The organism is Bartonella sp. AU15XJBT, assembly GCF_028618615.1.
GTDB lineage: Bacteria > Pseudomonadota > Alphaproteobacteria > Rhizobiales > Rhizobiaceae > Bartonella.
This window is the reverse complement of the sequence record NZ_JAQITG010000003.1, coordinates 152,038-176,795: the sequence shown is the minus strand read 5'-3', so window position 1 is coordinate 176,795 and position 24,758 is coordinate 152,038. Positions and strand designations below refer to the sequence as shown.

Here is a 24,758-nt window from a genome sequence, read left to right as displayed (position 1 = left end):
ACAACAGCTATCGTTCAAAAAATTATCAAGGATTATCCAAAGCACAGAAAAAGACTACTGCAAATCAAAGTCATGATGCTCCGACTCTATTGAGAAAAAAGCATCCCTTTCCAGTTTCACAATTTTGCTCATTTACACAAAACAGCAGAGAGCTGATAAACATTCCAAGCCTATCGCTTTAATCCCTCTTCAAACAAAGGCAAACATAACATAAAAATACACCGTATGACATCATACTCCCTATGCACCCTTCAAAACCATGAAGGAATAGCTTGATCTAAAATGATGCCTCTCCTCATAACGAATACGATACACACTTTTTCAGCACAGCGTCTCATCGCCGCGTGATTTCATTGTAAAATTCAAACGTTTAATAAAAAAGCAAACAACACACCGCACATGCACCTCATACTCCTTATCTCTTTAGCATCATTTCACACACGGCTTTCCCATCACCCAATTTTCCACACGACCCCTTTCCTCCCTACGCTACTACACGCCATTCCAACTTATTTACGCCTCTTCCCTAGACGCTCTTTATCTTTCACCCGCTGCCCTACAACCCTCTCTCAAATATCTTGTCTCCATTCACCTCTACGCCTCCATTAGCACCCTTTTCGCTCAACTATCCTTCCCAAATCCACCATACTCTTGATAAGTCACACACTTTTGCCTTTACAGTTCCACGCTTTTACGATTTTGCTTATTTACAGAAAAGAGTAGCAAACTGATGAACATTCCAGGCTCATTATCCAAGTCTATCGCCTAAACCTATTATTGGCATCAGCCCCCTTCAAACAAAGGCAAACGTAAAATGAAAAAACAACGTATGACACTATGCCCCTATGCCCTCTCTAAAAGCCGTAAAGCAATAGCATGATCTAAAATGATGCCTCTCCTCATAACGAATACGATACACACTTTTTCAGCACAGTATCTCATTGCCGCGTGACTTTATGGTAAAAAGCGTTCGATAAAAGAAATATACAGCGCTACAACAGCTATCGTTCAAAAAATTATCAAGGATTATCCAAAGCACAGAAAAAGACTACTGCAAATCAAAGTCATGATGCTCCGACTCTATTGAGAAAAAAGCATCCCTTTCCAGTTTCACAATTTTGCAAATTTGCAGAAAATAAAAAATATCATCTCCCCAAAAAACTAAGCTGCTTTCCTTCTCTTGCATCTCCCCCACCGATCTTCATCTTTCTTATCTTTTCAGTGCCCCCTCATACCTTCCTCAAACCCCATGCTCTACACACGACTTTTCCATCACAAAATTCTCCACACGATACCTTATTCCCAATATTTCAACACGCTATTCCAACCTTTACGCCTCTTCCCTAGACACTCTCTATCTTGCACCCGCAACCCTATAACCCCTCTCTCAAATATTCTATCTCCATTTACCTCTACGCCTCCATTTGCACCCTTTTCGCTCAACTATCCTTCCCCAAACCACCATACTCTTGATAAATCACACACTTTTGCCTTTACAGTTACACGCTTTTACGATTTTACTTATTTGCAGAGATTAGTAGAGACCAGATAACCATCCCAAAACTATTGATCACCAGCCTTTCCGCCAGTTCTCTCACCATTTCAATCTTTTCATCCCTATCCATTCCAACTTATTTACGCCTCTTCCCTAGACGCTCTTTATCTTTCACCCGCTGCCCTACAACCCTCTCTCAAATATCTTGTCTCCATTCACCTCTACGCCTCCATTAGCACCCTTTTCGCCCTATCATCCCACGACCACCATACTCTTGATAAATCACACACTTTTGCCTTTACAGTTACACGCTTTTACGATTTTGCTTATTTGCAGAAATGAGTAGAGATTCAATAACCATTCCAAACCCATTGCCAAAACCTATTGATTGCCATCAGCCTTCTTCAAATAAAGGCAAACATAAAATGGAAAGAAACAATATGCCCTCTGTATCTCCCCACGATATAAAGGCATAAAGATTTGGACACGGCACGGGTAGAAAGGTTGCAATGGTGTGGGGGCGTTGAGAGAAAGGCTGGTGATCAATAGTCTTGGAATGGTTATCAACTCTTTACAGTTTTCTGTAAATAAATAAAATCGTAAAAGCGCGGAATTGTAAAGACAGGGTGTGTGTGCTTTATCAAGAGCATGAAGGTTGTGAGAAGGATGGAGGGAAAAAGAAGAGATGAATGAAGGTTACGCGCGCTTTTTCAGCGCGGCATTTAATTGCCGTGTAACCTTATAATACGAGATCAAACGCTTGATAAAAGAAATATACAGTGCCGCAATAGGTATTATTAAGAAAAAATCAAGAATGCCCCCCAACAGAGCCATCAAAACCACCGTGGACGCTACCGCCATACCGTAATCCATTTTATTCTCTTCCTTTTATAAATTGATTGATTGGGGTTCTTTAGTCACTTCTTCCAATTGCTGAATCTTCTTGTTGAGCCGAGAGGTTAAAATTTCACGAAGGATGATAATAACAGGAACCGTTGCTAAAATACATATCCATAAAAGAACAAAGAAAAAAAAGAAAATGTACATAGAGATAAATCTCTTCTCATCGATCGAAAAATTCATCTTTGTATAGAAAGTCACATAGACATAAACTTTGAACACCATAATGATGAAAGAGAGGCATGCGTGGATGACATAATTTTTTCGCGAAAAAGCGAGCCATTTTTTAAACGAATGGGGACTTATTTTTGTATCCAGTGCTAAATTTTGCTGCACAATTTCTTTTAGGCTTTTTTTAGAGAAACAAAAATGCTGCGGCTGTTCGCTCATCAAGCGTCTTTGTTTTTTCAATTTGTCATAGAACCTCAAACGCTTGAATAAAGAATAATAAGGCGCCACAATCATCATCATGACAAAAAGAGCAAAAACCGTCACAACCTCGAGAAGAAAACAGCCAAACGGTAGAAAAAAAATAAAAAGGGCAACAACCTCATTTCTCATGGCGATCATCTCACCGATTGATCTTTAACGGCTGTGTTTCTACTTCCAGTTTTTGCTTTGTTTTTTCCAATTTACGCTCTTTAAAACGACGAACTCCCCAAAGGATCGGAAGAGGTGTGAGAAGACAAAACCAAATCAACATCGGTAAGAGAAAAATAAGAGAACCAATCCCCTCCCATCTTGTCCACTGCAACGGTTGTCCCAAAGACTCTGCACCGGCAGGAACTTCTAAAGCCATCATAATAAAGCATGTGCAAAACGCCATGAAAAAGCGATGCCCGATCATTTGATCCCTTTCCACCCCCTTACAGCTTTCCACTAAAGATTGCGTAAATTTTTTGAATGAAAAGAAAGACTCTTTAAATGTTGCGTTTTTCTCCTGCATTAATCCCCTCTGTTTTTCTTATTTTTACGCGCCATTTTAAGCTTTCTTTAATGTATCTAAACTCTTTATTTTTCTCAATAATTTTTTTCATCAATCCCAATTTTTACATCCATATATCTTACTTCCCCGTCCTTCATGTAAAGAATATGGGGACGAGCCTTTTTCCCATCAACCTCACAAATCATGTCCTTTTCGTAAACCGTATATCCCTGTTGCCTTAATTCTTGTCTTTTCTCCTCGATCAAATTTTCGTAAATAAAGCACCTTCTATTGCACAAGTCTGGATCTGTGGCTCTAAAATAGTCATAACTCTCCACCTCTAGGGAATAGGTTTTTGCCGCCTGTTGAAGCAAATCGTAACTGGGCTGTTTTGTCTTTTCTACCGCCTGAGCAATCGCTATCGCACGTGCCAAGTGCTCTTCTGTAATGCTTGTCTCAAAGCCCAACCTCTCACCTTCCATAAAGCTTTTGTGATAGGAATCTAAAGTTTCAACATCACCGACCAAAGCCAAAGCTGCGAGATAACGCAGCGCATAAGACGTCAACTGAGGAACCACAATTTTGTTTTCCCAAGGAAGAATGCGATATTGAGAGCGGAGCATGTTGCCAAGATCAACCTCGCCCATTGCTTTTTCTAAAGCTCTCTCAAGTGCATGGCGTAAACACCCCGCGCTCACCTTTTCTTCAAAAATTTCCAATCCCTTCACATCAAAACTCAATTCGAGAGCAATCAAGCCTCCAGAATTATAAGGGTCTATCGTTTGGCAAGCCGCCGCATGGATACCAGAGACCACCGCAATTCCACAATCAAATTGCGGATACCCCTTCTCAGCATTATAAAGAAACTGTACTTCACGGTCTGGTAAAAAGAAGGTTGCCAAATGATTTCCTTTTCCGTCAATTTCTATCCTCCACCCCAAACTCTTTAAAAGTGCCGTTGCACTTTCCAGCGTGACAATTTCCTCATCAGAAAGAGAAAACGCTTTGAACTCTTTTTCCTCAAATGACGGCTTAAGCATCGGTGTTTCCCCAAGTAGCTCAAAGGCAACCGGTTCTTTAAGCACACGTCTTAATTCTTTTCTCACTTGGCAATACAGTCTCACCCGCTTGAAAGTAGAACAGCACAATGCCAAAATAAACATCGTACACAGAGCAGAAAGCAGCGTGAAGAAAAGAATGCCGACACCCCACGAGAATAAAACAACTATATCTTTCATTTTCCCCTCCCCTTCATGTGCTTTTTTGTCGATACGCAGCCGCTATCCGCTCCCAAGTTGCCTGCTCTAACTGATCAATCTTTTTGTTCAACAAAACCGTGAAGATGACACGAACCACAAGAGCAAAAGCAATGGGGATGAACATCAAAAAAAACTCTAATATAAACTCCATGCTGAAAAATAAAACTATCGAGATATTTCCTTCCCATCCCGTCAACTTCGACTCAAACAACATAGGTATTATGGAAACCGTTCTCAAAACTGAAATAATGAAAGCAATATAAAAGATAACTTTATAATTTTTGCGTGTCAGAAACGCTTCTTCAAGCGAAAAAAAACGTGGTTCCCTTCGTTCTCTATCCCATGTTGCATTTTGTTCATTGCTTCTCATTTTTTACCCCTCATGTGTCTAAAATTTTAAGCTATTTTCATTGATTAAAACTTTTGTCCTTACAATGAATTCAATTTTTATATCAATTCATCACGATCAATCGCTTGTTAGATCAATCACTTGGTCTTTCCTCATCTTTTATGCGCGATAGCGTCTTTTCCCTTGCCTCTAAACATCACACCAATAAAAGCGTGCCCTATAATACATAAAATATAGAAAGACCAACTTTCATTTTGCCCTCTTCTTTACGCTCTTATTTTGTTAAGAAGGAATTTTTCTCCGCTTGGCCAATTGCTTGATCCAACTGATCGATCTTTTTTTTCAACAAACGCGTAAAGATGACACGGACCACAAAAGCAATAGGGATCAATAAAACAAGAAGCACCGATATAAAAACCAATATTAAGATGAGAATGAAGAGGCTATAATTCCACCACCCTGTCAAATCCCACTCAAATAACAGCACAAGCACTATTTTAAAAGCCTCAATCATAAAAGTAATACAAAAAATGACTATATAATTTTTACGTGTCAGAAACGCTTTTTCCAAAGAAAAAGACCGTTGTTCTTCATCCGATATTGAATTTCCCCCACTGCCCCTCATTTTTACCCCTCATTTGTCTAAAATTTTAAGCTATTTTCATGAATCGACGCTTTTGTCCTCCACAATTTTTATATCAATCGCTTTTATCCCCCATCTTTTATAAAAACAATATCAGAAGTGCATAAGAGTCTACTTTTTTCCCATTGACTTCAACCATCATGTTTTCATCCCTAACAGTGTATCTCTATTGTCTTAGATACCTATTTTGTCTCCTCGAGACATTTTTTATAAAAGAGATCTTTCTATGGCATAAATTGAAATGTCTGGCTCTAAAATTCTGAGTGGTGTTTTTTCCCCAAGAGAAGTACCTTTCAAAAAAAGAAGCAAAGCGGTTCAAGAAAATCATCCGCGCGTTGCTTTGTCTTGAAAACAGCTTAAGTTATCAAGCCATCACCAAAGCCTAGCCACGCACCTTCTCTTAAACCATCCTCAAAGCATGGTGGAAATGGATTTTATGTGTGTCTCAAAGCCCAGTCTCTCACCGTCCCTAAAGCTTTTGTGCTCAAAGGGTCTCACCACCGCCCCTCAAAGCGCGAAAGCCCCCCAAGATATGCACAGCATAGAATGCTTTATTTTCTTCTTTTTCTTCACTTTTCTCCCTCATCTTCATGAGAGAGTTCATGAGAAAGGATCATCAGTGTTTTTTTCTGCTCAACCTCTTCTTCCAGTTGTCGCATCATTTTCTTCAACTGATGATTTAAAATAAAAAGCATTATAAAAACAATGGGTAAGAATAAAAAAGTACAAGCCAACATCCATGCCAATGGCTCTAAGAGAGTCGCAGAAAAAAAATCCTTCCTTCTCCATATCTTAACGATAACAGCAATAACTGTTGGAAGTGTCACCATGACGGTCGAAAGATAGAATATTTTTTTATAATCGCCCCAAACAAGCGAAAGCTGTTTTTGATCAAACAGGCTGCTACTTTTCATTTTTGGACGATCTGTTCTAAGGCACTATCGCGTTCATTCAACACGCATTTCAGTTCCTTTTTTACGCGGCAATAGAGCCGTGCACGCTTGATAAACAGATAATAAATGACCAAAATTGGTACCCATATTAAAGCATTTAAGGGTGTAAAGACTAGGAAAGAAAGGGCTGCTAATACTATCATACTACTCGTCATTTTGTCCCCCTTGCACATTTTGCATACGGATTTCCTGGTCGCGTTGTTTGATTGCTTCTTCCAATTGTTGAAGCGTTTCTCTCAATTTTCTCGTTAATCTTATGCACACCATGCCAATGATCGGAGACAAGAGAAGAATTCCCATCGATATAACGCTCAACAGCATCATGATAAAGCCAATCCTATCACTTTTCCACCATGCCAAATTTGCGATAGAGAAAACCGATTCTAGAAGAGAAAAGAGGATAAAGACAAAAAGAATTATTTTACATTCTTTTGAAGAAAGAAACAGAGATTCTTTGAAGTTAAGAAAGCGCATTTTTGCATCAAGGATCTCAAGCGCGAGATTGTGTCTTTTCATCTCTCCCTGATCATTGCGCAATTGTTGTATGGCTTGCTTTTGTTGCGTCGTCCTCTTTTTCAATTCTTGAGTAAGTTTAAAGGACAACCTCACATGCCTGATCAACCGATAAGGCAGCCTGACAATGACCATAAACATTAAAATGACAATAATGATGAGTCCTAAAAAAACGAAATGTCCTATCATAACGTTCCCTCTTTTTCCCTATCGCATTGATGTGCAATCATCATTTTACTTTCTACTCAAGCAAATTTTTTTCATTTCTTCACTGCTTTTTTCACGCCATAATAAAAGGAGATTATGGAGAATTAAAATGACAGGCAAAGTGACAACAATACACGTCCACAACCCAAACAGCAGCTGCGCGACCAAAGAACCAATGTGAAGCAAGAAAGGTGCATGATTGTGCAAAAAAATCGCAGATTTTGGGAGAAAAACCGCAAAAATAATAAGAACTGTAAAAAGCACAAACATAACAAAAGTGATAGAAAAGAGTATCGAATAATCTTTTTTTGAAAGTTCCAAAGATTCTTTAAAAGAAAGAGCACTGAACTGTGTTGCAGGAACTGTATTCTGTCCTCGTCCCTCTGCCTGATCATACCTCAAATCCTCTGCTACACCCTTTTGTAATTTCCGCCACATGGCCCATAACAAGATTGTTCGTTTTATAAAAGAATAATAAAGTGCCAAGATTGTCATCACGGTGGAAAAGAATACCGAGAAAAATGCAGCATAAATAAAGATAATTACCCCTGCGCCAATCAACCTTCCAATGATTAAAGAAGTGCTCACATGTTCCCCCTATTATATTCTGTCAAAAGATTGATTGTCTAACTGTTGCGGCTCTGGCTCTGTTTCCCACAGCTGCATCATTTGTTTCACATCCCGTTTCACCATGGCGAGGAGAATAAAAAAGAGTGGAAAGAACGCGAAAAGAACGCCCAAAATTATTTGCGGCATAAGACATAAAAAAGCCCAAACACTATTCCACCCCGCATCACGCACATACCCGATGATAGGACTTTTAAAAGGCTGTGCAAGGTTCTCCTGAAACATTTTTTGAATATCTTCTTGTTTCATTTTCGCCATTGCTTGAAACTGTTCTTTGGATATAACGTGAAAAAATTCCCAAGGCTGCATATAGGTAGACGCGGCAAAAAGCCCAAATAAGAGGATAGCCAAGCAACAAATGATGACATAATCTTTTGTCGAGAGAGGCATTCCTTTTTTGAAATCCGCCAATTGATCCGACAATGGCTTGGAGACAAAAGCCTCATTCCCCTCATGGACAGATGGATGTTGTGATTGATCTCTCATCATACGGATAATCCCCCACTTCTAAAATCCCCACGCTTCAATATTTGACACCACGCGATCAGCGTGACAAAACTGCTTAGCACTCTTCTCATCATGAAGCAAGCGTTAATAATTCCTTTTAAGTATTTTTTTAATGCCTTGAGTACGGAACAACAAGACACCCTCCCACGCTTACAAGCCCAAACGCGCCTTTTTCCCTTCTGATCGATCACCAACCCTAAAGCCCCCTCCCCTTAAAGGGCGCTGTTTGACAAAACCCAATCAATAACACTTTTCAATTCAAAAAAAACATCCCCTGGGGAAATTTTACCTGCCCGCCATAAACGACAGTGTTTACCACCGCTTCAATGAAACCGCACCTATACGAGACAAAGGATAATGATCTTCCTCTCTGCCCTCCAAAGGACAAAGATTCTAAAACCCATATCAATTTGTAAACAATCTAATTGCTCTTAGTGGATTCCACCTGCTCATCACTTATGAGCTCCATTTGCATAAGGCCCTACGAACGAGCTCTTGCTTTAATATTCGCTGCTGATTTTAAATATTTAACGGATCAAGCGTTGTATGCCTTATGAGCTTTATATCACCGCCTCAAATGACAGTATTTTATCGCATAAAAGGATAAAATATTTTCACAAGCTCTTTGTGTCTTGATAAACAACACATTGATTTATAATGATGAATCATCATTTTTTTAAACTTGAATCATCACACCGCGATACTGTAAGATTCTTTCATCACATCCCCATATTAAAATCAACCCAAAGCATATCGTTTGCAGATTACAAGAGGGAGAAGCCCGTGTGGAGTAAAAACGGTACAAGAAAGACATAGCTTTTCATGAAGAGTGGCAAAATCCCGTAAATTGGGAACGAGCAAAGAGGGGGGGCCGGCTTCCTCTTTTTATGAAACCTAAAATGAGGGGGCTCAATAAATCCTTCATGGGGCATTTTATCCTTGCATAAAGAGCCCTTCTATTCTTCACGGACACCGTCGCGAAATTGGGATTGAGAACTTTAAGACATGCCTCTTTAAAACAAGCCCGTGAATGCGCAGCTCCAAGGTATGTGGTTTGGGTATGTGGTTTGAGACGTTCTGTTTTACGGGAGAGATGTGCCCTCATAAAACAAAAGAAACAAAAGCGTGAGACCAGCAACATCCCACAGGACAAACAAACAATTGATTATCTAAAATTGCACCAACAGCAGCCTTAAAATTTTTCAATTCTCATTTTAAAATTTCTTAAATTAAAAAAGCGCCTCTTTATAAAATTAATAAAGAAATATCTCGTATCTCACAAATCCCGCCCCCCCAGCTTTATAAAAGCCTCTCTTATCAAGATATCTTCTTATAAAGTTTCTTTGGGTATTGCATCGCGCCATTTAAACGACAGCCACCCCTTCTTATGATAAAATCCATTAAAACGGAAAAAATTATCCTCTATAAATGATGACTATAAAAGTAAGACGCTACACCAGATCACTTGACCTTCTCAGTTTATTTTGAACCAATAAACGATTATTTTATTTGAAAATAGAGGGTGCCTTATGCTATAATGATAAAAGTGGGTAAGTTCGTTTTCTATTGTTCTCTACCCCTTCAACACCAGGCAAAATCCCTCTATAAAGGATAATCTTTAAAGAAGGCTCTATCTATAAAGGACGACTCATAAAGAATAAGATCTGCTTAAACTGCGTGATGAAGACCTGGCATCTTGGTCCTGCGTTCAAAAACAAAAACCTCACTCCCCCAATAGCAAACCCCAAAAACAAAACCTTTTCAAAGGAGGAATTAAAAAGTTTCCGCAAAACGCGCGTAAAAAAAGCTCTATCATTCCCAGATAACTCCCAATAAGCCCTCAATCATTCTATGAAATAAAGACTTCATGAGAAAAAATAAGGAGAGCACCCCCATAGAGCTTTATTTTTTCATTCACATTTGACAAAAATTTCTTTTACTTTTTCCAAAGGAGTTGAGAAATCTGTAGAAAGAAAATTCCTTGGCTATCGATGCTCAAAAGATAAAAATAAGCATGATGGGGGAAAATAACACTGATAGGGTCAAGAAAATGCTAGGAAACACCAGATGATCTTTTCGCTCTATAATGTTGCTGTTCTTTACGCTTAAAGACTTCGTTTCTCCTTTGCTCTGCAACAATTCATATCCCCAAAGAATTTTCCTCCCCACAGTATTTGCCCCCCGTATTTGCTCTCCCCTCACTATTTACTCCCCCCCCCCTCAATATTTACCCCAAGTGCTTTTTACAATCACTGTCCCCCAAAAGTAGACAGTTTATTTTTCATTCAAATGGTTAAGTTCATGAAAATAGGTAAAAAACGCGGTAGACCGAGAATAACAGGCAAACTGAGAGAGCCCAATGGTCGTATTTCACGTGCCAAAGGTCTCCGAAAATCTGCATCTCAATCAGCCATTGAAATGCGTGCAAAACGCTTTGGTTTGAGCCTTGAAGAAGCGAAAAATCCGCTTGTGGGGACCTATATTGGGCGTCTTTGTTTGCTTGGCTATAAAGATGCTTCATCAGGCATCAGTAAAGAGCAATATGAAACAGCGCAACAATACTTGCAAATCAGAAACGACTATTTATGTGCCAAAGGTTTACCAAATGGCTATTATGATGGCTTTAAGCCTAGCACATCTGATGAGAAAGCCAAAAAGCAATGGGTTGCTCTTTCAACCCAACGCTATGAAGCGATGCAAGAAGCCATTAAAGAAGCACAATATCTGCATCGCCAACACAATTTTCATGCGGCATTACAATATCTCGTGAGTGAAGATCAACCACTGCCAACGCTTGTTGGCTCACTGCGCATTATTCTTGATGCTCTTTATAAACATTTTGACTGTTTCAGCCACAAGCGCCTTCGCTAAAATATCCTTTGTTGTCCGCCCCTCAAAAAAGAACAAAGATTCCACAACCTACGCCCCGTTTGCCAAGCCCCCTCTTTCAACCGGATACACTTGAGATCCACAGAGAGCTTGCCTTTTCATCGGACTTTCAGATTTGCGAACTTAAAACGGCGCGCCAATAAACAAGCTTAAAAACAGCCCTCACGCCCTCAAAAGCACATCACAACCGATCCAAGAAATATATGCCCTCAAAGGACAAGACGGCATAACAAGACAACCCCCTCTTCAGACATTCCTCCTCCGTTGTAACCAGCCGCGCCTTTCATACACACTGCCCCCCATGGTCATGCCGTGACAACTTTAACACTTGAGACAATTCATGATAGGCATTTTGAGTTCTTTCCTGTACAATTTATAAGGCTTCCCCTATTTTATGACATACAAGATATGATTTTGCTTCAACATAAGTTTTAAATGAGAAAATTTTACGTATTTGGATCTTTCATTCAAGATGAATAAAGATTAAATGATCATTATCAATCAATCTATTGATATTAAAAACAACAGGTTGGCTTTTTACAAAATGAGTTGATTTTTTTACAAAATTAAAAGCATGAGCTTTTAAACCAAAGAAAAAGCCCTCAGCAACAATCTACCCCCCCTATCAACATCTAGATTGGCAACAATCCACTCCCCATCTACGCCCCTCGCTCATAGGACAGCCACCACAGCCTCAATCGCTCCACACAATCGCAATAATCTCGCCTTTCTCCCCCACCAACACCTGCCCCCCCAACCTGCCAACCCCAACCTGCCAGCCAAAGCCTCCCCAATGGCATTGATAAAGAACCACGGATTTCAAAACGACAACTTAGCCTCCCCCTCGCCCTTCCTTTCTCAAAAGAAAAAATGTTCTTTGCCGCATCAAAAAACTTTCCCATAAAGACAGCATATTTTACGGTACAATCAATGAATTTCTATAGATTTATTTCCGCGATAAAAAAGCAAAAATAATCGTTTTTCTGTTGACAAAATATGAAAAATCGTATTTAATGACGGATGCGGTAAAGGGGTATTTGTGCCCTAATTTCATCATAAAATGTTTCTCTTGTGATAGGCTGTTATAGATTGTTATAAAACAGTGTATTTTGCAGCAATGTATAAAATGGTGTGAATTTTTACCATTTGAGAAGATTAAGCAGTGACTAAGGGTTTAAAAGTTTACTGTCTGACGGTATCTTCCTTCTTTTTTTAAATTGTCTTTCTTTTGCATCACAAAAACCAGTATTTTGAGATGTTCAGGGAAAACAGTATCCACACCCCCCCAAAAAATACCCCAAAAAACACCGATGTAATCTCTCATAAAAGTGATGTGCAATACACGAACAGCAATAAGCTAGAGCTGTTTCTGTTGATACAGAGTACATTTTATTCGCCCCACACTTCAAAGCCCCCCCACTTTAAAGGGCGCGGCTTTTAAATCCACGTTGCTTTGTAAAGAAACGATGGTTTTTGGCAAGATGCACTTTTGATCCACAAACCTTTCCCCTTAAAATTTCCCCATGCTCTTCACTCAAAACTTAAAAGCACAATAAACAAACTTAAAAACAACCCTCACGCCCTCAAAAGCACTTCACAACCGATCTAAGAAACATATGCCCTCAAAGGACAAGACGGCATAACAAGACAACCCCCTCTTCAGACATTCCTCCTCCGTTGTAACCAGCCGCGCCTTTCATACACACTGCCCCCAATGGTCATGCCGTGACAACCTTAATACTTGAGATCCACAGAGAGCTTGCCTTTTCATCGGACTTTCGGAGTTGTGGACTTAAAACACGCGCCAATAAACAAGCCTAACAATAGTTCCCACGCCTCTCACCACCATACCCACGATAACCACACCAGCCCCCCCAACAACTATATCGGCAACAATCTTAGCCGTCACACCACCCCCTATACGACAAACACCTCCTATACGACAAAAACCATGGGACCCAATCACCAACAAAACCGCAATGGACCACGCTTATCATGCATCAGCCCAACACCAAGCCCCCACCAACACGACTCCATCAAAAAAACAACACAAGGTCCCAAAACCAACACCAACCATCTCTCCCAGAGGAAACACCTTACTTTTTCGCACCACTGCCCCTTTTTTCAAAAGAGGAAGAAAACTATGACACGCAACGCAACCTTTATGAGAAAATTTTTATAGAGAGGAACCAATCAACAGCCACTCTAAAAGCCCCCATACCCTTCAATACTCAAAACGTATCAAGGAGGCTTACCTTATATCACAACACCTCAAAGGACCGTGTTTTACGGCTTAACAGTATTTTTCAGCATAACAGGATCATTTGATAACAAATGATTTTTCCAGAAAAAAATCCAAAAGAATGTTCTTTAAAAAAATAGGCATTATTGTATACCAAACACCGATTGCGGATGGTTTCATTGTTTCACACGCAAAACTGTTGAAAAAAGCTGTCATCTCTTCATTGAAATAAGCCATGCGATAGAAATAACTTAAAATATAAAGATAACGTTGCAAATCCCCCCAAATTTCTTCCAATTTTTATAGATTTTACAGCTGTAAAAAATATGCGGATTTTTTAAAACTTAAACAAAGCCTCAAGCTTTAAAAGCCTTCTTATAAAAACGCTTTTAAATAGGATTTTTCCTTAATTTTCAAGAGATAAAGGCTTTCTTTCAAAACATCATTTGGTCAGAATTTAAGAAAATAATATTGGCCTATCGCCCCTCAAGAGAAAGGTTAATATGATGAAACCACAAGATTCAAAAGACGTTCCCCCTCACTCCTCACAAACACTCGAAGGAGCAAGCGCACAAGAAGGAGCAAGTGCACAAGAAAGTCCGAGCGCAGATGCATCCTTAGAAAATCTTGCGACACATTTAGAACGGCTCAATATCGAAAAAATACACAATACCCCCTTCAACCGTGCGGAATTAAAAGATATCATTAAAGGCTTAGAAAAGCATAATGCTAATGGAAGTTGGATCAAAAATTATTATGATATTTTAGATCTTTATATGATGCCAGCCTTAGTCGATCAAGCAAACCGTAAATATCCAGAGATGAATCTTAAACTTACAACCCCCCCTGACGGCTTTGCCCTTGCTCTCAAAGACACACTTGAGAGCGGCATAAAATCTTCCAGATTTATTGTTAATGCGCAAGATAGAGGCATCCATTTTGCAGTTGTTGATCATCAAACCATCGGTGATCAAACATCTTTGATCTTTTTTGAACCGACCTCACTGCGTGAAACGCTCCCCACATTACTCGCATTAAGGACACGACAATCCCTTGAAGAGCGGCAATTTCCTCCTATTCATTTTTCCACAGCGGAAATGGACATTCAACGCAGTTCCTCTGAATGTGGAATGTTCAGTTTAAGCCTCGCCAAAAAGCTTTACCTTGAATCTCAAAGATTAGAAAGACTGCACAAAGATAATATTAAGGGCGTATTATTTGAACCGGATACGCCTTTACCGGCTGAAAAGTTAGATCCCTATCTTCCAGCCCGTTTATACAAACACGTGCAAGGAAGAAGACGTCTTGGAGAATATCTAAAAGCCAATCCAGAAGCAGCCCATGAAAAAGTCAACAGAAAAGGCGAAACTCTTGCCGAGAGGTTTGAAAGAAGCTTAGTGACAACAGAGAGAAAAACGGTCTCAATTTCACAACACAGAAAAAGAGCAACGGAATACAAATCTCTGATGATGTAATTGAGATTTTTCTCTATTCCCTCCATAAAGAATGAAACAATGCCTCTTTACGGCTAAGTTTGCGATAAGCAAAGCGGCTTTTCCGTTTAAAAGAGGTAAACGACAAGCAACGTGTCTCTTAAAGACAAAACAGAGTATTCTATAAAAATTCTATCAAAATCAGCCCAGAGCCCATATTTTAAAATGAGCCCATATTTTAAAATTTTGAAGAAACAAAAAGCACGCGAGAATTGTAAAAACCCCGCCCGCACCTTCTTATAAAAACAGCTAAAAGATGATCTTTTTTCCTTAATTTTCAAGAGAAAAAGGCTTTTTTCTTTCAAAACATCATTTGGTCAGAATTTAAGAAAATAATATTGGCCTATCGCCCCTCAAGAGAAAGGTTAATATGATGAAACCACAAGATTCAAAAGACGTTCCCCCTCGTTCATCACAAACACAAGCAGGTCCGAGTGCAAATGATCCTACGGAAAATCTTGCTACACATTTAGAACAATCCAACAGCGAAAAAGGAAGAAATATCCCTTTTGATCGTGAAAAGTTAAAAAATATTATTGCAGGCTTAGAAGATGACATTTCAACGGGGCGTTGGTTCACAGCTGATTATGCAAGTACAGATCTTAAACTGATGCCAGCCTTGGTCGATCAAGCAAACCGTAAATATCCCGACATGCGTCTTCAATTAGCAGAATCATCTCACGACTTTGCCCTTAAACTCAAAGACACACTCGAAAACGGCGTTCAATCTTCCAGATTTATCATTTACACAAAGGATAGAGGAATCCATTTTTCAGTGATTGATCATAAAACCATCGATGACAAAACATCTGTGATATTTTTTGAACCTACAACATTCAACAGTATGAAACCAGCGGTGCTAGCATTAAGGACACAATTGGCCCTTAAAGCACATGAGTTGCCCAACTGTTCTTTTTCTATGGTAGAAATGGATATTCAACGAAGCACTTCTGAATGTGGAATGTTCAGCTTAGCCCTTGCGAAAAAGCTTCATAACGAATCTGCTAAATTAGAAAGACTGCACAAAGATAATGTTAAAGGTGTCTTATGTAAACCAGATACGCCTTTACCTGCAGAAAAATTGGATACATATCTTCCAACCACTTTTTATAAACACGCACAAGGAAGAAGACGTATTGAACAATATCTAAAAGCCAATCCGGGTGCTGAACATGAAACAGTCAACAAAAAAGGTGAAACTATAAGGGAGAGATTTGAAAAAAACTTAGAAACAGCAGAGGGAAAAACTGTTTCTGTTTCACAACATAGAAAAAGAGCAACCGAATACAAATCTCTGATGATGTAATTGAAACGTTTTTACTTTATCCCTATACCATATCCATAAAGGATGAAGCAATGCCGCTTTACAGCGAGGAATGAATTGCTATTAGAAAATCTGCTTTTCCATTTGAAAGAGGTAAAGATGCAAACAATAAGCAATTTACCTCTTAAAGGCAAAACAAAGCTATTCTATCAAAGTGAGCATGTTTTAATAGAGTACTATACAAATTTAGAAATGCACGGGGATGCTCAAATTTTTACATTCAAGAGAAGCATAAGCCTTACGCAACGCTCTGAAAACACCCCTTTTTAACCTCACCTTCCAAGGTGCAAAGGCTTTCTTTCAAAACATTGTTTAGTCAAAATGTAAGAAAATAATATTGCGGATCGACCATCAATATGGAGGCTAATAGTATGAAGCCACAAGATTCAAAAGACATTTCCTCTCGTTCATCACCAACACAAGAAGAAGCAAGTGCACAAGAAGAAGTCAGCGCGAATGAATCCTTAGAAGAGCTTATTGCCCGTTTAAAGCAAAACTCCCTCCAAACAAAAGAAGAACATGTCACCCCAAATTCTGAAGAATTACAAGCTATTATTGCAGGCTTAGAAGATGATCTTATCACCGGCCGTTGGATTTTTGCTGATTATGAAGATACCGATATTAGACTGTTGCCGGCTCTCGTCAAAAAAGCCAACAGCAAATACCCAGGGATGAATCTCAAATTGGCTCTTACAGCTGAAGATCTTACCCACGCACTCAAAGAAACAATTGAAAGCGGTGCCAAATCTTCCCAATTTGTTGTCAACATGGGGAGCAGAATCCATTTTGCGGCAATGGATTATAAAAAAGTTGATGACAAAATCTCTTTTATTATGTTTGAACCGACAACATTTCAGAATATCGCTGCTTGCAAACTAGGGATAAAAATAAATCAAACCCTGCAAACTCTTCAACTGCCTCCTTATTCTTTTACCATGGCCGAAATGGATATTCAGCGAAGCTCTTCTGAATGCGGGATGTTCAGCTTAAGCCTCGCCAAAAAGCTTCATCTTGAATCTGATAAATTAGCAAGACTGCATAAGGATAATGTTACGGGGCTATTATGTGAACCCAATACGCCTTTACCGGCTGAAAAGTTAGATTCCTATCTTCCCGTCAGTTTATACAAACATGCGCAAGGAAGAAGACGTCTCGAACACTATCTAAAAGCTAATCCGGGCGCTGAACATGAAACAGTCAATAAAAAAGGTGAAACTATAAGGGAGAGATTTGAAAAAAACTTAAAGGAAGAAGGGGCAAAAAACGTCTCTGTTTCCCCCCACAAAAAAAGGATTACGGAATACAAATCTTTGACAATGTAATTGACGTTTTTTCCTATTTTCTCTTCATAAAGAATGAAGCAATGTTGCTTTACAGTGAAGATTTCTCTAGGAAAACCAGCTTTTCTGTTCCTAAAATAAAAAGAGCAAACAACTTGCCTCTTAAGAGCAAAACGCCGTTTTCCTATCAAACCATTCCCTCTTAGAATTGTATCAAAATTCCAAAGCTCTTATTCGCTCAAAGCTCTTTTTAACAACGATCCTATTTAGATATGCAGAACGCTGAACCCATGGAATACTTTCGTCTTCAGTAAAAGCCTATGTCTTGTTTTCCTGAGAGTGTCCGCTTTATCTCAAACGCCTCCACCATACCCCCAAACAACCGCAATGAACCAGGCATACCGTGCATCAGCCAAACATCAGCCCCCACCAACAAAATACCATCAAAAAACCAGCACAAGCTCTCAAAGCCAAACCATCTACCAAGGGAAACACCACCACAAACACCCCATTTGCTAAGGAAAACATCACCAACCATTATCCACTTGGAATGTCATAACCAACCTTTTGATTTCATCAAAGTTTTACGTCTCTTCTATTCTTGAAGCGAGAAAAAATTCATTTTTAATCTTTCAACCAGCCTCACATGACCTGTGAGGCTTTATTTTATGGAGAAGCAAATGAGAAAAATATCACCAAAAGGGCTTGCACTCATTAAACAATGGGAAGGATTGCGTTTACAAGCCTATAAAGATGCCATCGGGGTGTGGACAATCGGTTATGGCCATACCAGCACGGCTGGCAAACCGTTTGTACACAAAGGCATGGTCATCACAGAAAAACAAGCCGAAGAAGTTCTTTCTCAAGATTTAAGACAATTTGAAAATACCGTTGAAAAAAATGTGACGGTTTCCTTAACAGATGAACAATTCGCAGCACTCGTATCGTTTTGCTATAATGTAGGGACAGAAGCATTTTGCAAGTCGACCCTGCTCAAAAAACTCAATAACAGCGAATATGAAGCTATCCCTTCCGAATTACAAAAATGGACCAAAGCAGGGGGAAAACGTCTTCACGGTCTTGTGCACCGTCGTGCAGCAGAAGCGGGATTATGGGCAAAAGGGGCTTATGTTTCTCCCAACTATCAAACCGTGGAAACAAAAGAACCCATGGGTTTTTTCAAAGCAGAAGCGCTCACACCCATTATTGGTTCTTTTTCTGGACTTGGAGGCTTATTGGCCGGCAATGGTCCCATCCAATGGGCTTTAGCAACCATCATGGTTTTAGCCGCCTGTGTTGGTATTTTCTTTGTGGTAAAACGCTTTCGGGAGCAGCGCTTATGATGGGGTGGTTGAAAAAAAATTTGATGATAATGGGCGCGGCTCTGACCGCTTTTTTTATCGCTTTAGCAAAAGCTTTTACGCTTGGAAAGAAGCTTGAACAGCAAAAGCAAATAGAAAAAACGCTAAAGTCATCAACAACACGGCTAGAGGTGGAAAATGAAATTAATCAAAAAAGTGATCCTGATGTGCGCGCCGCTCTTACTCACTGGTTGCGCAATAAAAACAATAAATGAGCCTTCATCTTGCGTTGGTTGGCTGCCCATTTATTTAGACCAAAAAGATCTCAAAAACATCAGCTCAAATCTCGCCAGAGATATTTTAAAGCATAACAAACAAGGGGAAGGCTTGTGTGGGTGGAAACATGGCTAGAAAAAAAGTAGAAAAACAAACAGAGCTTACAGAAAAGGAAAAAGAAATTCTTCAAGAAATCATCATGACTTATAAAAGTATAAAAGTGATGTCACGCTATACGAAATGGATTATATTCATTATTTTCCTCTTAGTGCTTGATTTTTCACGCATTATGGATGCGTTGGCAAGTATTTTTACACAAAAATCAAATATTCAGCTCTAAAATAAACAATCAAACATGAGACGTGTTCAATCTTAAAAAAATATCCGTTATTTTTTAAATAACACGGGAAGATTTTATTGATGATTTTTCACGTCTCATGGAAATTTACACACTTTACAAACACTCTTATGCAATAAATTTTCAAAGCATTATAGTGACATTAATGCTATCGGTATGAGAAGAGATTAAAAAAAACCATAAGGAAGAAACTTAAGCTGACGCAAGAGAATAATCTTGAAAAACAAACATGCCAACGTGCATTTTTTAAATAACGTATTGATATGCAGAGAATTTTATCTTCATCATCCATACCATTAAAACCACTCAAAGAGTTTTCTTTTAAATAAACGCATCAGTAAGCAACAAAAATCACCTTATGAGATACACCCCTCCATCTTTTATTGAAGCATAAAGGATGTCTCCTATAAGTTTCATACACTTCCCGTTCCACACACCAGCCCCGTATCACGCACCAACCCCATACCACACACCACCCCCATGACGAAATAGGCTTGAAAGCACAAGGTCTTTTCCCTACTGCTTTCTGTAAATTTGCAAAATCGTAAAAACGTAGAGCTGTAAAATGAACCATAAGAATGTGCACTTTAGCCCCCCATACCCCATACCAGCCCCGCATCACGCCCCCCCTATACGACAGACACCATAATCCCAATCACCAACCCAACCGCAATAAACCACGCTTATTGTGCATCAACCTAACACTCGCCTCGACCAACAAGACTCTATCAAAAAACCATTACAAGACCTCAAAACAAACCCCAAACCATCTACCAAGGAAAAACACCGGCACAAACAACCCACTTTACTCTTACAACGCAATTTACTGTTTCGCACCACAGCTCCTTTTCTCAAAAGAGCAAAAGAATGATGACACGCAAAGCAACCTTTATTGGGAAGTTTTTACAAGACACCAGCAATTAACTGTAACTTCTAAAAACACCATCCCCCGTACACACACCAGCCCCGTATCACGGCACCAATCCCCCCGCGCACCACGCACCAACTCCGCACCACGCACCAAACCCATCACGAAATAGGCTTGAAAGCACAAGGTCTTTTCCCTACTGCTTTCTATAAATTTGCAAACTCGTAAAAACGTAGAGCTGTAAAATGAACCATAAGAATGTGCACTTTGTAAGAAAAATGACGGGTGTAATAAGGAAGGTCGAGAAAAAGGCACAAATGAAAGGGATGAAATAGCGTGCTACTCGTGGAGACATCAGAGCTGTGATATATTGGGAGCTATAAGGATAGACTATTAAAGATAGAGGATTAAAGCAAAGATAAGGCGAAGCTTCTTTTCCACGTAAAAAAAACCGCTTTCCAGAACAAAAAAATAATTGAAAAATTTTTCTTCTGAGAAGCTGATTTACGCAACAACTATACTTTATTTCAGCCCCAAAAAACCTTTTTAAAATTACTTGATAAAGCAGAGCATTGCATATTTCTTATTGCGATTGAAGTGAAATAGCCATTGAAATCAGGAATAATACTTTTTGAATGAACTTAATAATTAAAATGGAAATTAGCTGAGCACAAGAGTTTTTCGATTTATACCGGTATAGGCCAATTTGTTTTCCAAACTGAATATTGCGTATTACAGTTAAATTGACTTTACAATTATAAAGTTGTAAATCAAAATGTCTTGAATATAAATAAGGTACATAATAACAATATGAGGAGGATATATTGTTGCGGCAAGGCTTAATGTAGAGACAGAGATTTTAGCATAAGATTTTTCAATCTTGTTAAAAGAACTAGAAAAGAATGGTTTTCTTTTAAAGAAGGAAACCTTGATTAGTGCGTCAGATTCGATTTTTGATCTTAAAAAATTATGGGTACCTGTAACACCTATTATACATATTATCCAGAATTGCAATAGCCCTTGTACCATATGCGATTGCTGGAAGATTAAGGAAAAATTGGCATACTCCAGAAAGTTTAATACCCTTATTTAGAATGTTGAAAGAAAAAGGAGCGGCCTCAGTGATGCTTTCTGGGGGAGAACCTTTAATGCATCCGAAGCTTAAAGATATTTTATTAACGTTGAATGAACTAGGTCTGCCTGTTGAATTAAATACTAATGGCATCTTATTGCATAAAAATTTATGGATTTCACAGTATGACATAAAAGAAATTGTTATTTCTATGGATTCGACGAGTATCCAAGGATATTATGATATACGGGGGGCGAATAAATTTGATCGCGTGTGGAAAAACATTGAAACCGTTAAAAATCTTCAACCTCTGCAAAGTATAGGAATAAGAGCGACAGTTACCAAAGAGATTCTAGAAAATATTATTAATTTTATCGATTTTTGTATAAGCAAAGATGTCGATTATATCGGATTCAGCCCGCTCGATACGTCGTCATTTAGTTTTTCTAGAAAAAATAATACAAAGGATCGATCTAAGGCTTTAAGAAACAAAACTCTTCCACCAAACGCTTCACTTTTTCATTTGAGAGATGAATTATCAAGGAAAGAATCCCCCCTCCAGGTTTATATAGATAAAAAGTTTCAAGAAAAGAAAATCTCATGGACGTCACAAAATTTTGTAAATTGTATTAATTATTACTTAGGCGAAAATTCTACGTACGTTTCGTCGCCGTTAATGTGTTTATTTCCATTTTCATCCTTGGTATTGGACTATAATGGAGATTTAAAAAATTGCTTTTATTCAGAAGCTTTTGGGAATCTACAAAATTATGAGGCAATAGATTGGTCTGCTCAAAGCGTTTTAAAATCTTTGAAAGAATCTGGCGCATGTAGCGGATGTCGTGGGAAGGTATTTTGTGGATAAGGTTAAGCAATTTAAGATTTATAGTGTTAGCAAGTCTACTGCTCTAGTGGTTGCTGTTTTACCACTTTTTTTGTCAGAAAAATTGCATTTGTCGCAAGCGGATATTGTTTTAATAGGTAGTTATTTTTTATTGCTTCCTTTGATCTTAGAAATCCCCTTGGGTTTATTATCAGATGTTTATGGAAGTAAACGCGTTATTTATACTGGGCTGTTTTTCTTTCTTTGCGGTTTTTTAGCTCTTTTTATGAATTATGCATATTTTGCTTACGCCACTTATTTGTTGTGTATTACATTAGCAGCCGCTTGTTTCTCAGGTGCGGAAGATAGTTTACTCTTTTCTGTAGTACCAAAGCATCGCACACTGTTTTCCGTTAAGTCCGAAGTGGCTGCTGTTACCTATAGTGTGACAACGGTACTTATTTTTTTAGGGGGAATACTTTATTATGTGCATCCTGCATTGCCTGTGCTTTTTCAAGTCCTTTCATTAATTTTTGCTATTTTTATGTTTTCAAAACTGACGAAAGGATTAGATAGTTTTCATATCAACGCTCATCCGAGTATTTTCACAGTTATGTGCGCCAGCCGTAAAGAAGTCAAAAATCCTTATCGCTTCACTCTTATTTTTTTAAGTGCAGTTTCAGCTTTTGCTATTTTGGTTAATAATCGAACTGTTTCTATCGCATTTTCCGATTTTTTGCCATTTCAACCTGCTATTTTGGTTTCGATTATTTTTATCATTGGGAATTTTTTTTCAGCAAGTTCCAATATATTGTTTCAGAAGTATTTTTCAAAGTTTCAAAATCCTATTTTTCCCGTCTTAATGATTGGTTGTATGGTAACCATTGCTTTTTTTCTCATGTCATTTCAAATCATTGCGGCTCTTATATTAGGATTTTTGCTGCTATGTGTTTTTAAATCCGCTTATCGATCTTATCTGTCGTCTCTTCTTATAAATTCACTGATTGATCCCAAAGCTATCGCGACTGTTTTATCATTTACAGCTATTATTACAGCTGTTGTATCCTTTGCATTCAGTTTTTTATACGGTCATGTTTTTTCAACATTCTGGCAAGCTAATTTGTGGTTGGCAGTGATTATGGCTGTGATTTTTGGGGTGTCTGCTTTAATTATTTTTGTCAGAAAACAAGAAATCATTTGGTTACAGCCTGAAAATGCACAATCGTCAAAACAACATTTCTTGAAACGCAATCATCAAGAGTTTTGCTATGGGCAAATTTATCCGGAAGCATCGTGTATTAATGAAAACATCAAGGATGGCTCTTTTCGACAAAGTCTCTATCCTGCACCAAATTTGATAACACTTTGCGATGAAGTAGTCGAATGGGAGTTTATCCGAGGGACTGTATTGAGCCAAATGGATTTGCTACATCAAAAGACGATTATTGATCAAATCAATAAGATCTTTCAAGATCGATTAAGCAAGAATATAATCTTATCACATGGAGATTTACATCCTGATAATATCATTGTTACTCCTGATAGTTCTTTTATGGTAGTGGATTGGGATTTATGTCAAGAAGCCAGTCCGGAATTGGATATCTTAACATTTTTCACCAGTCCAAGATTATCTCTCAATTTAGAAGAACGGATAGACTATATTTCTCATTTGCTGTCTATATCAAAGGATGAAGCTTTACCAATGATAAAAGCGTTTGTGGCTAAAAAAATTTCTGATCTTTGTCTATACCAAAATATTTTCATGAAACAATTGGTATTGGATTATATGAACTTGAATAAGAAATTTCATGGGCGATAATATTGTAATTTGTAATAAAAATTGCAGTGCGGGCTGCAATCATTGTCCGTATTGGATGCCTCATGCAGCCGCATGTTTGAGACAAGGATTAAGGCATATAAGTGCTTTTTCTGCTGTTCCTGCTTTTGTATGCCAAATAGGAGCAAGGGTATTTGGTATCTCTGTTTGTGTAATCTTTGAAACGGGTAAACAGCCTAGTTTAGGGAGAATATGAAGGCGTAAAGGTGAAAACCATTTACCATTTTGACCATCACCTTTTAATTCGGCTTTACGGCTTTCAAAAGCATCCATGACAATATCTTTTAAATAATGAAGATGGCGCATTGCCTCACGCTTTTGTTTATTGCGTTCTTGAATAGGATCACGCCCCTCACGAAAACCGAACGCCATTGATTTGCACATTCACGGGCTTTTTTAAAGAAAAGTTTCGCAACGCACCCAATCCCATTTCACAACGGCGCCCGTGAAGGGTATAACGATAAAGCCATTAAGCACCACCATCTTTACGTTTATGAAGAAGCAAGTCAGCACCATCATACTATTTGCCAACCCGTGGGTGTTGCCGACAGATCTTGGCACTTAAGACGCTTCATAAGAGCCATTTTTACTCCTTTCTTATATAAATTTGATTCACA

The 24,758-nt window shown here is 38.6% G+C and carries 25 protein-coding genes and 1 pseudogene; 10 read left to right on the top strand and 16 right to left on the bottom strand.

The window, feature by feature from the left end; translation table 11 throughout:
- Nucleotides 1–2,191: 2,191 nt before the first annotated feature.
- From PVV57_RS02905 to PVV57_RS02855, 11 genes are all read right to left on the bottom strand, one after another.
- Complete coding sequence (locus PVV57_RS02905) at nucleotides 2,192–2,368, bottom strand: hypothetical protein (protein WP_273718937.1); 177 nt, start codon at nucleotides 2,366–2,368, stop codon at nucleotides 2,192–2,194.
- A gap of 15 nt (nucleotides 2,369–2,383) precedes the next feature.
- A complete protein-coding gene (locus PVV57_RS02900) occupies nucleotides 2,384–2,965 on the bottom strand; it encodes a hypothetical protein (protein ID WP_273783404.1) in 582 nt (193 codons plus the stop codon).
- A 1-nt stretch (nucleotide 2,966) separates the two neighbouring features.
- On the bottom strand, nucleotides 2,967–3,242 hold the full coding sequence (locus PVV57_RS02895) for a hypothetical protein (RefSeq protein WP_273783403.1): 276 nt from the start codon (nucleotides 3,240–3,242) through the stop codon (nucleotides 2,967–2,969).
- A gap of 173 nt (nucleotides 3,243–3,415) precedes the next feature.
- Complete coding sequence (locus PVV57_RS02890; protein WP_273783401.1) at nucleotides 3,416–4,558, bottom strand: DUF6990 domain-containing protein; 1,143 nt, start codon at nucleotides 4,556–4,558, stop codon at nucleotides 3,416–3,418.
- Between the two features lie 13 nt (nucleotides 4,559–4,571).
- The gene (locus PVV57_RS02885) at nucleotides 4,572–4,949 is read right to left on the bottom strand and encodes a hypothetical protein (RefSeq protein ID WP_273718934.1); all 378 of its coding nucleotides are present in this window, start codon (nucleotides 4,947–4,949) and stop codon (nucleotides 4,572–4,574) included.
- A 253-nt stretch (nucleotides 4,950–5,202) separates the two neighbouring features.
- Nucleotides 5,203–5,553, bottom strand: a complete 351-nt coding sequence (locus PVV57_RS02880; protein WP_273783399.1) for a hypothetical protein — start codon at nucleotides 5,551–5,553, stop codon at nucleotides 5,203–5,205.
- A 587-nt stretch (nucleotides 5,554–6,140) separates the two neighbouring features.
- Nucleotides 6,141–6,485 (bottom strand): hypothetical protein, encoded by a 345-nt coding sequence (locus PVV57_RS02875; protein WP_273718932.1) that lies wholly within the window; start codon nucleotides 6,483–6,485, stop codon nucleotides 6,141–6,143.
- Complete coding sequence (locus tag PVV57_RS02870; protein ID WP_273718931.1) at nucleotides 6,482–6,679, bottom strand: hypothetical protein; 198 nt, start codon at nucleotides 6,677–6,679, stop codon at nucleotides 6,482–6,484. Before PVV57_RS02870 ends, PVV57_RS02875 begins: the two co-directional genes overlap by 4 nt.
- A complete protein-coding gene (locus tag PVV57_RS02865) occupies nucleotides 6,669–7,226 on the bottom strand; it encodes a hypothetical protein (protein WP_273718930.1) in 558 nt (185 codons plus the stop codon). Before PVV57_RS02865 ends, PVV57_RS02870 begins: the two co-directional genes overlap by 11 nt.
- 45 nt (nucleotides 7,227–7,271) lie before the next feature.
- Nucleotides 7,272–7,832: a hypothetical protein gene (locus PVV57_RS02860; protein ID WP_273718929.1), complete on the bottom strand. Its 561-nt coding sequence runs from the start codon at nucleotides 7,830–7,832 to the stop codon at nucleotides 7,272–7,274.
- Nucleotides 7,833–7,844: 12 nt separating this feature from the next.
- On the bottom strand, nucleotides 7,845–8,360 hold the full coding sequence (locus PVV57_RS02855) for a hypothetical protein (protein WP_273783398.1): 516 nt from the start codon (nucleotides 8,358–8,360) through the stop codon (nucleotides 7,845–7,847).
- Between the two features lie 2,319 nt (nucleotides 8,361–10,679).
- Between PVV57_RS02855 and PVV57_RS02850 the strand changes: the two genes are divergently transcribed.
- On the top strand, nucleotides 10,680–11,249 hold the full coding sequence (locus PVV57_RS02850) for a hypothetical protein (protein ID WP_273718927.1): 570 nt from the start codon (nucleotides 10,680–10,682) through the stop codon (nucleotides 11,247–11,249).
- 677 nt (nucleotides 11,250–11,926) lie between these two features.
- Here PVV57_RS02850 and PVV57_RS02845 read toward each other — a convergent pair.
- Together PVV57_RS02845 and PVV57_RS02840 are read right to left on the bottom strand one after the other, a co-directional pair.
- Nucleotides 11,927–12,169, bottom strand: a complete 243-nt coding sequence (locus PVV57_RS02845) for a hypothetical protein (protein ID WP_273718926.1) — start codon at nucleotides 12,167–12,169, stop codon at nucleotides 11,927–11,929.
- A gap of 890 nt (nucleotides 12,170–13,059) precedes the next feature.
- A complete protein-coding gene (locus PVV57_RS02840; RefSeq protein ID WP_273718925.1) occupies nucleotides 13,060–13,233 on the bottom strand; it encodes a hypothetical protein in 174 nt (57 codons plus the stop codon).
- A gap of 782 nt (nucleotides 13,234–14,015) precedes the next feature.
- Here PVV57_RS02840 and PVV57_RS02835 point away from each other — a divergent pair.
- From PVV57_RS02835 to PVV57_RS02825, 3 genes are all read left to right on the top strand, one after another.
- Nucleotides 14,016–14,984 carry a YopJ/AvrA family T3SS effector serine/threonine acetyltransferase gene (locus PVV57_RS02835; RefSeq protein ID WP_273718941.1) on the top strand — a complete coding sequence of 323 codons (969 nt, stop codon included), beginning with the start codon at nucleotides 14,016–14,018 and terminating at the stop codon, nucleotides 14,982–14,984.
- A 391-nt stretch (nucleotides 14,985–15,375) separates the two neighbouring features.
- Nucleotides 15,376–16,308, top strand: a complete 933-nt coding sequence (locus PVV57_RS02830) for a YopJ/AvrA family T3SS effector serine/threonine acetyltransferase (protein WP_273783408.1) — start codon at nucleotides 15,376–15,378, stop codon at nucleotides 16,306–16,308.
- A 389-nt stretch (nucleotides 16,309–16,697) separates the two neighbouring features.
- Entirely contained in the window at nucleotides 16,698–17,648 is a 951-nt protein-coding gene (locus tag PVV57_RS02825) for a YopJ/AvrA family T3SS effector serine/threonine acetyltransferase (protein WP_273783396.1), read from the top strand.
- Between the two features lie 265 nt (nucleotides 17,649–17,913).
- Here the strand turns inward: PVV57_RS02825 and PVV57_RS02820 are convergent, their stop codons facing one another.
- Nucleotides 17,914–18,144, bottom strand: a complete 231-nt coding sequence (locus PVV57_RS02820) for a hypothetical protein (RefSeq protein WP_273718923.1) — start codon at nucleotides 18,142–18,144, stop codon at nucleotides 17,914–17,916.
- A gap of 142 nt (nucleotides 18,145–18,286) precedes the next feature.
- On the opposite strand from PVV57_RS02820, the gene PVV57_RS02815 reads away from it, so the two are divergent.
- Genes PVV57_RS02815 through PVV57_RS02800 form a run of 4 tightly spaced genes read left to right on the top strand, consistent with a single transcriptional unit; the run spans nucleotide 18,287 to nucleotide 19,523 of the window.
- On the top strand, nucleotides 18,287–18,949 hold the full coding sequence (locus tag PVV57_RS02815) for a lysozyme (RefSeq protein WP_273783395.1): 663 nt from the start codon (nucleotides 18,287–18,289) through the stop codon (nucleotides 18,947–18,949).
- The gene (locus PVV57_RS02810; RefSeq protein ID WP_273718921.1) at nucleotides 18,946–19,182 is read left to right on the top strand and encodes a hypothetical protein; all 237 of its coding nucleotides are present in this window, start codon (nucleotides 18,946–18,948) and stop codon (nucleotides 19,180–19,182) included. The genes PVV57_RS02815 and PVV57_RS02810 overlap by 4 nt, the downstream gene beginning before the upstream one ends.
- A complete protein-coding gene (locus tag PVV57_RS02805) occupies nucleotides 19,106–19,318 on the top strand; it encodes a hypothetical protein (protein WP_273718920.1) in 213 nt (70 codons plus the stop codon). Before PVV57_RS02810 ends, PVV57_RS02805 begins: the two co-directional genes overlap by 77 nt.
- Nucleotides 19,311–19,523, top strand: a complete 213-nt coding sequence (locus PVV57_RS02800; RefSeq protein WP_038474185.1) for a hypothetical protein — start codon at nucleotides 19,311–19,313, stop codon at nucleotides 19,521–19,523. The genes PVV57_RS02805 and PVV57_RS02800 overlap by 8 nt, the downstream gene beginning before the upstream one ends.
- A 907-nt stretch (nucleotides 19,524–20,430) precedes the next feature.
- On the opposite strand, the gene PVV57_RS02795 is transcribed toward PVV57_RS02800, so the two are convergent.
- Nucleotides 20,431–20,595, bottom strand: a complete 165-nt coding sequence (locus tag PVV57_RS02795; protein WP_273718919.1) for a hypothetical protein — start codon at nucleotides 20,593–20,595, stop codon at nucleotides 20,431–20,433.
- A gap of 908 nt (nucleotides 20,596–21,503) precedes the next feature.
- Here PVV57_RS02795 and PVV57_RS02790 point away from each other — a divergent pair.
- On the top strand, nucleotides 21,504–22,346 hold the full coding sequence (locus PVV57_RS02790; RefSeq protein ID WP_273783394.1) for a radical SAM protein: 843 nt from the start codon (nucleotides 21,504–21,506) through the stop codon (nucleotides 22,344–22,346).
- Nucleotides 22,339–24,123, top strand: a complete 1,785-nt coding sequence (locus tag PVV57_RS02785; RefSeq protein ID WP_273718917.1) for an MFS transporter — start codon at nucleotides 22,339–22,341, stop codon at nucleotides 24,121–24,123. Before PVV57_RS02790 ends, PVV57_RS02785 begins: the two co-directional genes overlap by 8 nt.
- A gap of 63 nt (nucleotides 24,124–24,186) precedes the next feature.
- Here the strand turns inward: PVV57_RS02785 and PVV57_RS02780 are convergent.
- Nucleotides 24,187–24,646: pseudogene (locus PVV57_RS02780) on the bottom strand (integrase arm-type DNA-binding domain-containing protein); the annotation flags it as partial.
- Between the last annotated feature and the right edge of the window lie 112 nt (nucleotides 24,647–24,758).

What these genes read in the sequence shown, in the direction of transcription:
- PVV57_RS02905 (WP_273718937.1), bottom strand. Translation starts at nt 2,368, where the DNA reads ATGGATTACGGTATGGCGGTAGCGTCCACGGTGGTTTTGATGGCTCTG.
- PVV57_RS02900 (WP_273783404.1), bottom strand. Translation starts at nt 2,965, where the DNA reads ATGATCGCCATGAGAAATGAGGTTGTTGCCCTTTTTATTTTTTTTCTA.
- PVV57_RS02895 (WP_273783403.1), bottom strand. Translation starts at nt 3,242, where the DNA reads ATGATCGGGCATCGCTTTTTCATGGCGTTTTGCACATGCTTTATTATG.
- PVV57_RS02890 (WP_273783401.1), bottom strand. Translation starts at nt 4,558, where the DNA reads ATGAAAGATATAGTTGTTTTATTCTCGTGGGGTGTCGGCATTCTTTTC.
- PVV57_RS02885 (WP_273718934.1), bottom strand. Translation starts at nt 4,949, where the DNA reads ATGAGAAGCAATGAACAAAATGCAACATGGGATAGAGAACGAAGGGAA.
- PVV57_RS02880 (WP_273783399.1), bottom strand. Translation starts at nt 5,553, where the DNA reads ATGAGGGGCAGTGGGGGAAATTCAATATCGGATGAAGAACAACGGTCT.
- PVV57_RS02875 (WP_273718932.1), bottom strand. Translation starts at nt 6,485, where the DNA reads ATGAAAAGTAGCAGCCTGTTTGATCAAAAACAGCTTTCGCTTGTTTGG.
- PVV57_RS02870 (WP_273718931.1), bottom strand. Translation starts at nt 6,679, where the DNA reads ATGACGAGTAGTATGATAGTATTAGCAGCCCTTTCTTTCCTAGTCTTT.
- PVV57_RS02865 (WP_273718930.1), bottom strand. Translation starts at nt 7,226, where the DNA reads ATGATAGGACATTTCGTTTTTTTAGGACTCATCATTATTGTCATTTTA.
- PVV57_RS02855 (WP_273783398.1), bottom strand. Translation starts at nt 8,360, where the DNA reads ATGATGAGAGATCAATCACAACATCCATCTGTCCATGAGGGGAATGAG.
- PVV57_RS02850 (WP_273718927.1), top strand. Translation starts at nt 10,680, where the DNA reads ATGAAAATAGGTAAAAAACGCGGTAGACCGAGAATAACAGGCAAACTG.
- PVV57_RS02845 (WP_273718926.1), bottom strand. Translation starts at nt 12,169, where the DNA reads ATGGGAAAGTTTTTTGATGCGGCAAAGAACATTTTTTCTTTTGAGAAA.
- PVV57_RS02835 (WP_273718941.1), top strand. Translation starts at nt 14,016, where the DNA reads ATGAAACCACAAGATTCAAAAGACGTTCCCCCTCACTCCTCACAAACA.
- PVV57_RS02830 (WP_273783408.1), top strand. Translation starts at nt 15,376, where the DNA reads ATGAAACCACAAGATTCAAAAGACGTTCCCCCTCGTTCATCACAAACA.
- PVV57_RS02825 (WP_273783396.1), top strand. Translation starts at nt 16,698, where the DNA reads ATGAAGCCACAAGATTCAAAAGACATTTCCTCTCGTTCATCACCAACA.
- PVV57_RS02820 (WP_273718923.1), bottom strand. Translation starts at nt 18,144, where the DNA reads ATGGTTGGTGATGTTTTCCTTAGCAAATGGGGTGTTTGTGGTGGTGTT.
- PVV57_RS02815 (WP_273783395.1), top strand. Translation starts at nt 18,287, where the DNA reads ATGAGAAAAATATCACCAAAAGGGCTTGCACTCATTAAACAATGGGAA.
- PVV57_RS02810 (WP_273718921.1), top strand. Translation starts at nt 18,946, where the DNA reads ATGATGGGGTGGTTGAAAAAAAATTTGATGATAATGGGCGCGGCTCTG.
- PVV57_RS02805 (WP_273718920.1), top strand. Translation starts at nt 19,106, where the DNA reads ATGAAATTAATCAAAAAAGTGATCCTGATGTGCGCGCCGCTCTTACTC.
- PVV57_RS02800 (WP_038474185.1), top strand. Translation starts at nt 19,311, where the DNA reads ATGGCTAGAAAAAAAGTAGAAAAACAAACAGAGCTTACAGAAAAGGAA.
- PVV57_RS02790 (WP_273783394.1), top strand. Translation starts at nt 21,504, where the DNA reads ATGTTGAAAGAAAAAGGAGCGGCCTCAGTGATGCTTTCTGGGGGAGAA.